General features: G+C 70.8%; 15 protein-coding genes. 7 read left to right on the top strand and 8 right to left on the bottom strand.

Going from position 1 to position 12,065, the window contains the following annotated elements; all coding sequences use genetic code 11:
- Positions 1–42 precede the first annotated feature (42 nt).
- Both ACIWVC_RS02480 and ACIWVC_RS02475 read right to left on the bottom strand, forming a co-directional pair.
- Complete coding sequence (locus tag ACIWVC_RS02480) at positions 43–303, bottom strand: WhiB family transcriptional regulator (RefSeq protein WP_396445626.1); 261 nt, start codon at positions 301–303, stop codon at positions 43–45.
- Positions 304–628: 325 nt separating this feature from the next.
- The gene (locus ACIWVC_RS02475) at positions 629–1,570 is read right to left on the bottom strand and encodes a diacylglycerol/lipid kinase family protein (protein WP_396445625.1); all 942 of its coding nucleotides are present in this window, start codon (positions 1,568–1,570) and stop codon (positions 629–631) included.
- 52 nt (positions 1,571–1,622) lie between these two features.
- Between ACIWVC_RS02475 and ACIWVC_RS02470 the strand changes: the two genes are divergently transcribed.
- Positions 1,623–2,123: a hypothetical protein gene (locus ACIWVC_RS02470; RefSeq protein WP_396445624.1), complete on the top strand. Its 501-nt coding sequence runs from the start codon at positions 1,623–1,625 to the stop codon at positions 2,121–2,123.
- 55 nt (positions 2,124–2,178) lie between these two features.
- Here ACIWVC_RS02470 and ACIWVC_RS02465 read toward each other — a convergent pair whose 3' ends face one another.
- Together ACIWVC_RS02465 and ACIWVC_RS02460 are read right to left on the bottom strand one after the other, a co-directional pair.
- Positions 2,179–2,937 carry an RNA polymerase sigma factor SigF gene (locus tag ACIWVC_RS02465; protein WP_026401215.1) on the bottom strand — a complete coding sequence of 253 codons (759 nt, stop codon included), beginning with the start codon at positions 2,935–2,937 and terminating at the stop codon, positions 2,179–2,181.
- Between the two features lie 65 nt (positions 2,938–3,002).
- Complete coding sequence (locus tag ACIWVC_RS02460) at positions 3,003–3,431, bottom strand: anti-sigma factor (RefSeq protein ID WP_067794237.1); 429 nt, start codon at positions 3,429–3,431, stop codon at positions 3,003–3,005.
- Positions 3,432–3,630: 199 nt separating this feature from the next.
- Here ACIWVC_RS02460 and ACIWVC_RS02455 point away from each other — a divergent pair, with 199 nt between their 5' ends.
- Positions 3,631–4,101, top strand: coding sequence for a GNAT family N-acetyltransferase (locus ACIWVC_RS02455; protein ID WP_396445623.1), 471 nt, complete (start codon positions 3,631–3,633; stop codon positions 4,099–4,101).
- 76 nt (positions 4,102–4,177) lie between these two features.
- On the opposite strand, the gene sodN is transcribed toward ACIWVC_RS02455, so the two are convergent.
- Positions 4,178–4,582 carry a superoxide dismutase, Ni gene (sodN, locus tag ACIWVC_RS02450; protein ID WP_396445622.1) on the bottom strand — a complete coding sequence of 135 codons (405 nt, stop codon included), beginning with the start codon at positions 4,580–4,582 and terminating at the stop codon, positions 4,178–4,180.
- A 358-nt stretch (positions 4,583–4,940) separates the two neighbouring features.
- Here sodN and sodX point away from each other — a divergent pair, with 358 nt between their 5' ends.
- Positions 4,941–5,390, top strand: a complete 450-nt coding sequence (gene sodX / locus ACIWVC_RS02445; protein WP_396445621.1) for a nickel-type superoxide dismutase maturation protease — start codon at positions 4,941–4,943, stop codon at positions 5,388–5,390.
- Here the strand turns inward: sodX and ACIWVC_RS02440 are convergent.
- Both ACIWVC_RS02440 and ACIWVC_RS02435 read right to left on the bottom strand, forming a co-directional pair.
- Positions 5,291–5,854 carry a CGNR zinc finger domain-containing protein gene (locus ACIWVC_RS02440; protein ID WP_396445620.1) on the bottom strand — a complete coding sequence of 188 codons (564 nt, stop codon included), beginning with the start codon at positions 5,852–5,854 and terminating at the stop codon, positions 5,291–5,293. The two genes, sodX and ACIWVC_RS02440, sit on opposite strands and share 100 nt — an antisense overlap.
- A 215-nt stretch (positions 5,855–6,069) precedes the next feature.
- The gene (locus tag ACIWVC_RS02435) at positions 6,070–7,260 is read right to left on the bottom strand and encodes an NADP-dependent malic enzyme (protein WP_396445619.1); all 1,191 of its coding nucleotides are present in this window, start codon (positions 7,258–7,260) and stop codon (positions 6,070–6,072) included.
- Between the two features lie 361 nt (positions 7,261–7,621).
- Here ACIWVC_RS02435 and ACIWVC_RS02430 point away from each other — a divergent pair, with 361 nt between their 5' ends.
- From ACIWVC_RS02430 to ACIWVC_RS02415, 4 genes are all read left to right on the top strand, one after another.
- The gene (locus ACIWVC_RS02430) at positions 7,622–8,530 is read left to right on the top strand and encodes an ABC transporter substrate-binding protein (protein ID WP_396445618.1); all 909 of its coding nucleotides are present in this window, start codon (positions 7,622–7,624) and stop codon (positions 8,528–8,530) included.
- A 3-nt stretch (positions 8,531–8,533) separates the two neighbouring features.
- Positions 8,534–9,445: an amino acid ABC transporter permease gene (locus ACIWVC_RS02425; protein ID WP_396445617.1), complete on the top strand. Its 912-nt coding sequence runs from the start codon at positions 8,534–8,536 to the stop codon at positions 9,443–9,445.
- 13 nt (positions 9,446–9,458) lie between these two features.
- A complete protein-coding gene (locus ACIWVC_RS02420) occupies positions 9,459–10,256 on the top strand; it encodes an amino acid ABC transporter ATP-binding protein (protein WP_396445616.1) in 798 nt (265 codons plus the stop codon).
- A gap of 83 nt (positions 10,257–10,339) precedes the next feature.
- The gene (locus ACIWVC_RS02415; protein WP_396445615.1) at positions 10,340–11,308 is read left to right on the top strand and encodes a zinc-binding dehydrogenase; all 969 of its coding nucleotides are present in this window, start codon (positions 10,340–10,342) and stop codon (positions 11,306–11,308) included.
- A 30-nt stretch (positions 11,309–11,338) separates the two neighbouring features.
- Here ACIWVC_RS02415 and ACIWVC_RS02410 read toward each other — a convergent pair whose 3' ends face one another.
- Positions 11,339–12,061, bottom strand: a complete 723-nt coding sequence (locus ACIWVC_RS02410; protein ID WP_396445614.1) for a helix-turn-helix transcriptional regulator — start codon at positions 12,059–12,061, stop codon at positions 11,339–11,341.
- Positions 12,062–12,065: the final 4 nt, after the last annotated feature.

Below are 12,065 nucleotides of genomic sequence, written 5' to 3'. Positions count from 1 at the left end.
GCGGCCGGCGCCCGTGGCCGCGGCGGCGGCCGCGAAGGCGCTCTAGCGCCGGAGGCTGAGGGCGTTGCGGTTGGCGCGCGCCCGGCGCTTGAGGGCGCGGCGCTCGTCCTCGCCCATCCCGCCCCAGACGCCGGACTCCTGGCCGGACTCCAGCGCCCAGCGCAGGCAGGCGTCGGACACGTCGCAGCGGCGGCATACCTGCTTGGCCTCTTCGATCTGCAGGATCGCGGGCCCGGTGTTGCCGATCGGGAAGAACAGCTCGGGGTCCACGTCACGGCAGGCTGCGCGGTGGCGCCAGTCCATGCGGTCCACTCCTTCGTCAGGTGGTGGAGAAACTCCACATTTGTGAACGGTTTCACATGTCGCGAACGCCCGGGAGGCTGTCGACCAGGTCCAGGGGTGAATGTTCGGCGGCGGCCGCGAGCGGGGGACCGGCGGCGTCGGGGTCCCCGTCCAGCGGGCGCACTTTGAGCGTGTCAGGGCGGGTCGGGCGACGCAAGACCTTTGAGAAAGGATTCTCAAAGTATGGGTGTCGCATGTGTCACACCCGTGGGTCGGCCGTGTTACTTGGCTCTCACCTGACCGCCCATGCGGCCGGAATGACCGCGCTCCGCGAACGGCCGCGCACTCAAATGACGATGCGTATCGCCTTCGGAACCGACCGGAAGGTCACGCTCCGCTGTTCCCCGAGGTAGTCCCCGTCCAGCTGAAAGGCCACCGGGCGCGACCCGCGCAACGTGACCTCCGCCGCGTCGTGGACGTTCACCACGTGGCGTCCCTGCAGCGGGCGCGTCCGCGCGGTCAGCATCTGGACCAGCGCCCCCACGGTGGGGCCGACCTGCAGCGAACGCATCCCGAACACGTCCAGTCCGCGCGCGAAGTTCGCCTTCGGACTCGGATTCACCGGCAGCCGGCCCATGAAAGTCCACGGCGACGTATTGGAGATGAACGCGAGGAACACCCCCGATATCGGCGGGCGCCCCGGCCGTTCCAAAGTGAGCGCGGGACGCCGCCGATCCGTGCCGGAGAAGAAATGCCGGACGGCGGTCCGCACGTACAGCGACGGGTCGGCGCGGACCCCCGCGTCGCGCCTTCGCTCCACCTCCCGGACGACCTCGGCGTCCAGCCCGACGCCCGCGCAGAACGTGAAGTACCGCTCCCCGCCGTCCGGCAGCGTCGCCGTCCCGAGCCCGACCGTCCGGTGCCGGCCCGCCCGCAGCGCCTCCAGCACCGCCGTCGTCGCGCCGATCGGGTCGTCCGGCAGGCCGAGCGCGCGGGCGAACACGTTCGCGCTCCCGCACGGCAGCACCGCCAGTGCCGGGAGGTCGGGGGACGGGCCCTCCGCGAGCAGGCCGTTGACCGCCTCGTTCACCGTGCCGTCGCCGCCGAGCGCGATCACGGCGTCGTAGCCGTCCACCGCGGCCCGCCGGGCCAGTTCGGTCGCGTGGCCGCGGTGGCCGGTCTCGGCGAGCACGAGGTCGAGGTCGCCGGTGAAGGCCCGCACGAGGATGTCGCGGGCCCGCCGGGAGGTCGAGGTCGCCTTGGGGTTGGCGATGAGCATGGCGCGCACGTGCGCAAGGGTAGGGGACGCGCACGTCAGCGGGACGAGTAGGGTTCAGGGTGTGAGCAAGCGCCCCATCACCGTCCAGGCCGCCGCCGCCCTGGAGGCCGCGGAGGGCCTCGCCGCCCTCGGGTTCGGCGGCTACACCGGCGTGGAGACGGCCGTCGGCGCCGCCGTCGACCCGGCCAGCGCGATCGGGGTCACCGTCCTCGCCCTCGCCGGCGGCATCGGCATGCTGGCCTGCGCGCGGGGCCTGCTGCGCGCCGACCAGTGGAGCCGCGCCCCCACGGTGCTCACCCAGCTGTTCGCGCTGCCGATCGCGTGGTCGCTGTGGCAGAGCGACCGGCCCGGCATCGCGATCCCGATGGGCGCGGCCGCCGCTGTCGCGCTGGTCGCCGTGCTCAGCCCGCCGAGCACGGCCTGGCTGATCGAGGACGACGACGAGGACGAGCGGGCGGCGCCGGCCGGGCCGGCGAAGCCGGTGAAGGCCGCGCCCGCCGAACCCCGCTCCCTGGGGCGGCGGCTCATGGACCGCCTCAAGGAGCAGCCGACCAAGAACTGACCGTCATGCCGAGGGGCCCGGGAAGCGGACCCGGGCCCCTCGGCATGTGCGGACTTCACTCGTCGGCGGTCAGGCCCTCGCGGAGCTGCGCCAGCGTGCGGGCGAGCAGCCGGGACACGTGCATCTGGGAGATGCCGAGCTCGGCGGCGATCTGCGACTGCGTCATGTTGCCGAAGAACCGCAGCAGCAGGATCTTCTTCTCCCGCGCGGGGAGCTTCTCCAGCAGCGGCTTGAGGGACTCGCGGTACTCCACGCCCTCCAGCGACTCGTCCACCATGCCGAGCGAGTCGGCCACCGCGGGCGCGTCCTCGTCGCCGGAGTCGGGGGCGTCCAGGGAGACGGTGGAGTAGGCGTTCGCCGACTCCAGGCCCTCCAGCACCTCCTCCTCGCTCATCTGCAGGTGCGCGGCCAGCTCGCTCACCGTCGGCGCGCGGCCCTCGCGCTGCGCGAGGTCGCTGATCGCCTTGGTCAGCGACAGCTTCAGCTCCTGCAGCCGGCGAGGAACGCGGACGGCCCAGCCCTTGTCGCGGAAGTGGCGCTTGATCTCACCGACGATCGTGGGCGTCGCGTACGTGGAGAACTCCACGCCGCGCTCCAGGTCGAACCGGTCGATCGACTTGATCAGGCCGATGGTGGCGACCTGGATCAGGTCGTCCAGCCACTCGCCGCGGTTGCGGAAACGGCGGGCGAGGTACTCCACCAGCGGCAGGTGCAGCTCCACGAGCTGGTCGCGGATGCGCTGGCGCTCCGGATCGCCCTCGGGCAGCTCGGCGAGCCGCTCGAACAGCGCGCGCGCCCGCGCCCGGTCGGGCACCGCGCTTTCGGTCCGCTCGGTGCTCGCGGCGGCGACCGTCGTCTCCTCCGTCGTCGTCTTCTCCGTCACGGGGCCCCCGCCGCACCGCGCCGCTTCTGCAGCGTCACGGTGACCCGGTCGTCGGAGCCCACCGCGGCGTCCACCTCGCCCGCCAGGGACGACAGGACCGTCCAGGCGAAGGTGTCGCGGCTGGGCTCCTCGCCGTCCACGGTCAGCACCGACACGGAGATGCGCATGGCGTCCCCGGTCAGCTCGAACTCGCACGTCAGGTCCGTCCCGGGCAGGGCCTGGGCGAGCAGCATCGCGCACGCCTCGTCCACGGCGATGCGCAGGTCCTCTATTTCGTCCAGCGTGAAGTCGAGCCTGGCCGCGAGGCCGGCGGTCGCCGTCCGCAGCACGGACAGGTAGGCGCTCGCGGCCGGCAGCTTCACCGTCACCACGTCGCGGACGGACAACTTCGTGCTGGCCGGCATTGCAGCGGTTTCCTCGGTCACGTCACTCCCTCGCAGGATGGTCCCGCTGCTTCGAAACTACCGCCTGCGGGCCGTGCTCGGAGACTTCGCCGCGCGTGGCTTTCTTACGAAGTCCGCGCCCACCTGACCGGACGCGTCCCAAACCTCGCGAAGGCGAGGTGCGGGTCACGCCCCCGGCCTTCCGTACGCCCCGTTCGTCCTGTTCGAATACCCTGCCGGAGTGATTCGGTATGCGACTCCGGACGACGTCCCGGACATCCTGCGGCTGATCCGCGAGCTGGCGGACTACGAGCGCGCCCTCCACGAGGTGAAGGCCACCGAGCGGCAACTGCACGAGCGGCTCTTCGGCGACGACCCGAAGGTCTTCGCGCACGTCGCCGAGCACGAGGGGAAGGTCGTCGGCTTCGCCCTCTGGTTCCTGACCTTCTCCACGTGGAACGGCACCCACGGCATCTACCTGGAAGACCTGTTCGTCGAGCCGGACGTCCGCGGTCACGGCTACGGCAAGGCCCTTCTGACCGAGCTGGCCCGCATCGCGGACGCCCGTGGCTACGAACGCGTGGAGTGGGCCGTCCTCAACTGGAACGAGCCGGCCATCGCCTTCTACGAGTCCCTCGGCGCCCGCCCGCAAGATGAGTGGACGGTCTACCGCCTCACCGGCGACGTCCTCACCAAGGTCGCCCGCTCCTGACGCCGTCTCCGCGGACCGGGCCGGGACATGGCCGAGGCCCAGCCTTTCGCGGGCTGGGCCTCGTTGTTCACGCAGGTCAGGACTGCTTGGTCTCCCAGAAGATCTTGTCGATTTCCGCGATCTTGCTCAGCAGGTCCTCGGCGACCTTGACGTCCATGGTGGCCTTGGTGCCGCCGCCACCGCCGGCGAGCTTGGTGGCCTCGTTGAACAGCTGGTGCAGCTGCGGGTACTTCTCGAAGTGCGGCGGCTTGAAGTAGTCGGTCCAGAGCACCCACAGGTGCTCCTTGACCAGCTGGCTGCGCTGCTCCTTGATCAGGATCGCCCGGGTGCGGAACTCCGGGTCCTCGTTGGCGGCGTACTTCTCGCAGATCGCCTTGACCGACTCGGCTTCGATCCGGGCCTGCGCCGGGTCGTAGACGCCGCACGGCAGGTCGCAGTGTGCGGACACCGTGGTCTTCGGGCGCAGAAGCTTGAGCAACACCTGCGAATCCCTTCCCTCGTTGCGGATCATGCTCAGGTCACCGACATTACCCTTGTGCCCCTGGGCGCGTCCGGCCAGGGCGCTCGGTATTTCGGCCTAAGACCCGGACCGCGCGGCGGCCCGGAACCTTCCAGGACTGTTGTGACCGCCGCCCGCCGGAGTATGCGGGCGGACGAGGAGGATCATCGCGGCCCGGGACGCGGACCGGCCCGATCGGCGGCCCGGGGGAGAAGGCCGGAGGTGTCGGCGATGTTCGCCTACGCCGTGGGTCGCAGCGGGAGCTCTTGAGCAGGTGTCCGGGGCTCATCGCCACAGGATGAGCGTGGCCCCCGCGCCATGGCAGGTCAGGAGGAGGGGCATGGGAATCCGGGCGGTGCTCTGGGGGCTCGGCGGCGCGGCGGTGCTCGCCGCGGCCGGGGCCGGGGTGCGGCGGCTGCGGCCGGTGGAGGTCACCGGGGAGTCGATGCTGCCGGGGCTGCGGCCGGGGGACTGGCTCATCGTCCGGTCCGGAGCCCGTCCCGCACCCGGCGCGGTGGTCGTCGCGGAGCATCCCGGGCGGCCGGGGCTGCTCATCGTGAAACGCGCCGTGCGCCGCACGGATGAAGGCTGGTGGCTGGAGAGCGACAACCAGCGCGCCGCGGGGCGCCAGGACAGCTGGGACTTCGGCGCGGTCCCGGACGGGCTCGTGGTCGGCCGCGTCGTCGCCCGCTACTGGCCGCTGTCCCGCGCGGGGACGGTCACGCGGGGGCTGTCCGGGCGGCACGCCGCGGTCACGCTCGGGCGTCCCGCGCACCGGTCGGAGCAGTAGCGCCGCGAGCGGTTCGCGGTCGTGTCGAAGAACACGCGCTCGCAGCCCTCCGCGCGGCAGATGCCGAGCCGGCCGGGGCCCTGCGCGGCGATCTTCGCGGCGAGCCCCATCGCGGCGCGGGCCGCGTAGCGGTCCGGGACGGAACCGGCGTCGTTGAAGTGCAGGTGCCAGTCCTGGCCGCCGTGCCGCGCCAGCTGCGGGTGGACGGGGTGGTGGATGAGCATGGCGTTGAGGCGCTCCACGGCGTCGTCCTCGTGACCGCGCGCGGCCGCGTCGAAGATCGCGCGGAGCTGGGCGCGCAGCTCGCGCATGGCGTCCAGGTCGCGGTGCGCGATCCGGCCCCCGAAGTGCGGCCGGTGCGCCAGCAGGGCCCGCAGCCCGTCGAGATCGCGCAGGTCGTCGCCGTCGGGGCGGCGCGTGTTCACGAGATCGATCGCCAGGTCTGCGTACGAGGCCAGATTCACTGTCGCTCCCGACGGACTCGACCTTCATCGGACGAATTGCCAGGATCTATTCCCGCTTGACGTGAATTACACCGGCCTCAGGGGAAGATATGCGGCCCGTATGCGAGAGGTAGCGCAAAATTACTCGGATTCGGTCTGCCGGAAGCCGAGTTTGCGGACCAGTCGAACGGCCCGTGCTCCGCGGCCGGAGCGCGGGCCGTTCGAGGACGGTCGGCTCAGATCCGGTTGACGCCCTCGCGGCGGGCCTGCTCGGCCACCGCGGCGGTCACGGCCGGGGCGACCCGGTCGTCGAACGGGTTGGGGATGATGTAGTCGGCGGTCAGCTCGCCGCCGACGATGTCGGCCAGCGCGTTCGCCGCCGCCAGCTTCATGCCCTCGGTGATCGAGTGCGCCCGGACGTCCAGCGCGCCGCGGAAGATGCCGGGGAACGCCAGCACGTTGTTGATCTGGTTCGGGAAGTCGCTGCGGCCGGTCGCGACGACCTTGGCGTGCCGGCGGGCGACCTCGGGGTGGACCTCGGGGGTCGGGTTGGAGAGCGCGAACACGATCGCGTTCTCCGACATCGTGGCGACGCACGACTCGTGGACGGTGCTGCCGGACAGGCCGATGAACACGTCGGCGCCGCGCAGCGCCTCCTCGGTGGAGCCCTTCAGGTGCGACCGGTTCGTGATCGCGGCGATGCGCTCCTTGACCGGGTTCAGGCCGTCGCGGCCCTCGTAGATGAGGCCCTTGCTGTCGGACAGCGCGATGTCGCCGATGCCGCCCTCGATCAGCATCTTGGAGACCGCGATGCCGGACGCGCCCGCGCCGGCGACGACCGCGCGCAGCTCCGACAGCGGCTTGCCGACGAAGCGGGCCGCGTTCTTCAGCGCGGCGAGCGCGACGATGGCGGTGCCGTGCTGGTCGTCGTGGAAGACGGGGATGTCGAGCGCGGCGCGCAGCCGGTCCTCGATCTCGAAGCAGCGGGGGGCGCTGATGTCCTCCAGGTTGATGCCGCCGAAGCTCGGCGCCATCCGGATCACCGTGTCGACGATCTCGTCCACGTCCGTGCAGCTCAGCGCGATCGGCACGGAGTCGACGTCCGCGAACTCCTTGAACAGCAGGGACTTGCCCTCCATGACCGGCATGGACGCGGCCGGGCCGATGTCGCCGAGGCCGAGCACGGCGGTGCCGTCGGTGACGACGGCGACGACCTTCGAGGTCCAGGTGTAGTCGTAGGCCAGCTCGGGGTTGTCGGCGATGGCGGTGCACACGCGGGCGACGCCCGGCGTGTAGGCCAGCGAGAGGTCGTCCTTGTTGCGGACGGGGATGGTCGACCGCATCTCCAGCTTGCCGCCGCGGTGCAGCGGAAAGGCCGGATCGTCGTCCAATGAGAGCGGTTCGGTGGTAATGGGCTCAGCAGCCACAGCGACCCCTGTCAGTGAAAGTTGGCTTTCTGGCGATGCCGCCGCGGTGGTGGTGGTCTGGTGGCCTCGTCACCTGGTGGACATCTCGCGACGTACGGGGGTCACCCGTTGTCCGATTGTGCCACACGGGGTAGTGCCTCCCCGGTGGCCGGGTCAGGTGTTGACCGTCACGTGACGGTCGCCACATGTAGCGGGTCGGTAGCAAAGGGTGCAGTATGCGGAGGTTGCCACGCCGTTCCGGGGCTACCTCGTTGCGTGATTGTTTCGGACCCTTTATCCAGATCAGGGAGGTTGTGCGCCAAACTGTGCACCTGACCTTCGGATCTACGCGGATCCGACGCAACCATCTGGAGGGGGACCAGTGACCACCGGTTCTCTGCGCCGCCGCCTCGTCGCGGCGAGCGCTCTCGTGCTGACCGGCGCCCTCGCCCTGTCCGCATGCGGGGACAGTGACGACTCCGGCGACTCGGGCGGCTCCGCCTCGAACACGAGCGTGGACAGCAAGCTCGCGGCCATGGTCCCGGACGCGATCAAGAGTGACGGCAAGATCTCGATCGGGACTGACGCGTCCTACCCGCCCAACGAGTCCGTCGACCCGGCGTCGCAGAAGATCGTCGGCTGGGACATCGAGCTGTTCGACGCCGTGGCGGCCAAGCTCGGCCTGAAGACCGAGTACCACAACGCGGGCTTCGACACGATCATCCCGGGCGTCCAGTCCGGCAAGTACGAGATCGGTGTCTCCTCCTTCACCGACAACAAGGAGCGGGAGAAGGCCGTCGACTTCGTCACCTACTACTCGGCCGGGACGGCCTGGGCCGCGCTCAAGGGCAACCCGAAGGGCGTCAACCCCGACGACGCCTGCGGCAAGAGCATCGGCGTCCAGCAGGGCACCGTCCAGGTCGACGACCTCACGGCGCGCAGCAAGAAGTGCACGGACGCCGGCAAGCCGGCCATCAAGCAGGTCGTCCGCAAGCAGCAGACCGAGGTCAACAACGACCTGGTCGCCGGCAAGGTCGACGCGATGGCGGCCGACTCCCCGATCGTCGGCGGCGCGGCCAAGCAGACCGGCAAGCTGGAGATCATCGGGCAGGTCTACGACACCGCGCCCTACGGCTACGCGCTCGGCAAGAACTCCGGCCAGTTCAAGGACGCCGTGCTCGGCGCGCTGAAGGCGCTGATGGCGGACGGCACCTACCAGAAGATCCTCACTGACAACGGCGTGGAGAGCGGCGCGATCAGCGAGCCGGCGATCAACGCCGCGCAGAGCTGATCGATGACGGACGACAAGGAGGCCGCAGGGGGACGGCCGGAAGCGATCAAGGCCGTCCCCGTCCGGCACCCGGGCCGCTGGCTGGGCGGGGCCGTCGTCCTCGTGCTGGTCGCGATGTTCGTGCACTTCCTGCTGACCAGCAAGGCGCTCGAGTGGTCGGAGCAGTGGAAGTACCTGTTCTCCGCCCCGGTGCTCAAGGGCGTCCGCAACACCGTCTGGCTGACCATCGCCGCGATGGTCGGCGGCGTGGTGCTCGGCATCATCCTCGCGCTGATGCGCCTGTCGGCCAACCCCCTGCTCAGGGGCGCCGCGTGGGGCTACCTCTGGTTCTTCCGCGGCACCCCCCTCTACACGCAGCTGCTCATCTGGGGCGCGATCGGGACGCTGTTCCCGACCGTCGGGGTCGGCATCCCGTTCGGCCCCGAGTTCGCGACGTGGAAGACCCAGGAGCTGGTCAACGCGGCGATCGCGGCGTCGCTGGGGCTGATCCTCAACGAGGCGGCCTACATGGCCGAGATCGTCCGGGCCGGGATCCTGTCGGTGGACGAGGGGCAGCAGGAGGCCGCGAGCGCGCTCGGCATGTCCAAGATGCAGACCATGCGGCGGATCGTGCTGCCGCAGGCGATGCGGGTCATCGTGCCGCCGACCGGCAACGAGTCGATCTCGATGCTGAAGAACACCTCGCTGGTCGCGGCGGTCCCGTACTCGGAACTGACCTTCACCGCGCAGACGATCTACGCCAGCACCTACAAGATCATCCCGATGCTGGTGATGGCCTGCCTTTGGTATCTGCTGATCTCCTCGGTGATGATGGTGGGGCAGTACTACCTGGAGCGCTACTACAGCAAGGGCACCAGCAAGGGTGCGGAGGCGCGGCAGCGGCTCCGCTTCCGCGGCGGAGGCGGCGGCCAGTGAGCGAGGTGTGGACATGACGGACCTCTCCAAGGGGCCGGCGCCGGAGAGCGGCGGCCTGATGGTCAAGGCCGAGAAGGTGCACAAGTCGTTCGGCCGGCTGGAGGTGCTGAAGGGCATCGACCTGGAGGTCAGGCCCGGCGAGGTGATGTGCGTCGTCGGGCCGTCCGGGTCCGGGAAGTCGACGTTCCTGCGCTGCATCAACCACCTGGAGAAGATCAACGCCGGGCGGCTGTGGGTGAACGGCCACCTGGTCGGCTACCGGGAGTCCGGCGGCAAGCTCTACGAGCTGCGCGACCGGGAGGTGGCCGCGCAGCGCCGCGAGATCGGCATGGTGTTCCAGCGGTTCAACCTGTTCCCGCACATGACGGCGCTGGAGAACGTCATGGAGGCGCCGTGCCGGGTGAAGAAGCAGCCGAAGGCGGAGGTCAGGGAGCGCGCCGTCGCCCTGCTGACGCGGGTCGGGCTCGGCGACAAGGTGCACAACTACCCGTCGCAGCTGTCCGGCGGGCAGCAGCAGCGGGTGGCGATCGCGCGGGCGCTGGCCATGGAGCCGGCGCTGATGCTGTTCGACGAGCCGACGTCCGCGCTGGACCCCGAGCTCGTCGGCGAGGTGCTGGAGACGATGAAGCAGCTCGCGCTCGACGGCATGACGATGGTCGTGGTCACCCACGAGATGGGGTTCGCCCGCGAGGTCGGCGACTCGCTGGTGTTCATGGACGGCGGCGTCGTCGTCGAGGAGGGCACCCCGCGGGAAGTCCTGACCAACCCGCAGCACCGCCGCACCCAGGACTTCCTCTCCAAGGTCCTGTGACGTCCTGTGATGTCCGCGCACGGCCCGTCCCCTCATCCGGGGGCGGGCCGCCGCGCCGTCCGCCCGGCGGCTAGTGTCGGGGCATGTTCGCTGTCACCGCCACGCAGATCGACGCAGACAATCCGCTCAACGGGCTGACGCTGGGGGAGCGCCCCGATCCCGAGGCACCGGACGGCTGGACGACCGTCACGGTGCGGGCCGCCGCGCTCAACCACCACGACCTGTGGTCGCTGAAGGGCGTGGGGCTCCCCGCCGACAGGCTCCCGATGATCCTCGGCTGCGACGCGGCCGGGGTGGACGAGGACGGCAACGAGGTCATCGTCCACTCGGTGATCGGCGACCCGGACCGCGGCGGCGGCGACGAGACCCTCGACCCGAAGCGGTCGCTGCTGTCGGAGGTCCACCAGGGGACATTCGCGGAGAAGGTCGCGGTGCCGCGCCGCAACCTCGTGCCGAAGCCCGCCGAGCTGTCGTTCGAGGAGGCGGCCTGCCTGCCGACGGCGTGGCTCACCGCCTACCGGATGCTGTTCGACAAGGCCGGGCTGCAGCCGGGGTCGTCGGTGCTGGTGCAGGGCGCCGGGGGCGGCGTGGCGACGGCCGCGATCGCGCTGGCGTCGGCCGCCGGGTTCCGCGTCTACGCGACGAGCCGGAGCGAGGCCAAGCGCAAGCGGGCCGAGGAGCTGGGCGCGGACGCCGCGTTCGAGTCCGGCGCGCGGCTGCCCGAGCGGGTCGACGCGGTCATCGAGACCGTCGGGCAGGCGACCTGGTCGCACTCGCTGAAGTCGCTGCGGCCCGGCGGGCGGATCGTGGTGTCCGGCGCCACCAGCGGGCAGGTGCCGCCGGCGGAGCTGAACCGGGTGTTCTTCCTGCAGCTGTCGGTGGTCGGCTCCACCATGGGGACGCGGGCGCAGCTGGAGCGGCTCGCGCGGTTCCTGGTGAAGACGGGCACCAAGCCGCTGATCGACCGGGCGCTGCCGCTCGGCCGGGCCCGCGAGGGGTTCGCCGCGATGGCCGAGGGCGACCTGTTCGGCAAGATCGTCTTCACGCCGTGAGGCGGGGGAGCCGCGGCCGGGCGGGCCCGGTCACGGCTCCCTGCGGAAGACCTCGTCCTTCAGCCGCTCCCGGGTCTCGTCCAGCAGGGCCTGGGCGGCGGCGAGGCCGTCCTCGTCCAGGCGGGCCTTGTGCGCCGACCTGCGGACGTCCTCGACGAACTTGCGGAGCAGGCGCTCCAGCTTGAGGCGGGCGACGTCCTCGCGGGTGCCGGTCGCCGTCTTCCAGGCGTCGTCCCAGTTCTTCCGCCACTCCTCCTTCCACGCCTGCTTCTGCTCGCGCCAGTACTCCTTCTGCCGCTTCCACTCCTCCTTCTGGCGCTCGGCGGTCTCCTTCCACGCGTCCTTGGAGGCGGCCTTGTGCTGGTCGCGCATCGTCCGGGCGGCCTGCGTCAGCTCCTCGCGCAGCGTCCGCACGGTCTGCCGGACGTCCTCCTGCACGCCGCGCGCGAACTCCTGCGCCGAGGCGGCGATCTCCTCCTCCAGCTCGGCGAGCTCGTCCATCCGGCGCTCCAGCTCCTCGCGGCCCTTGGCGGTCAGCGAGTACACCTTCTTGCCCTTGATCACCTCGTGCGTGACCAGGCCCTCCGCCTCCAGCCGGGCGAGCCGCGGGTAGATGGTGCCGGGGGACGGCGAGTAGACCCCGAGGAACCGGTCCTGCAGCAGCCGGATCACCTCATAGCCGTGCCGCGGGCTCTCTTCCAGCAGCTTCAGCAGGTACAGCCGCAGCCGGCCGTGCCCGAAAACGGGGCTCACGTGC

Origin of the sequence: Actinomadura sp. (genome assembly GCF_044508335.1) — a bacterium.
Taxonomy (GTDB): Bacteria; Actinomycetota; Actinomycetes; order Streptosporangiales; family Streptosporangiaceae; genus Spirillospora.
The sequence above is the reverse complement of the archived record's forward strand: the minus strand, read 5'-3'. Positions and strand labels throughout refer to the sequence as shown.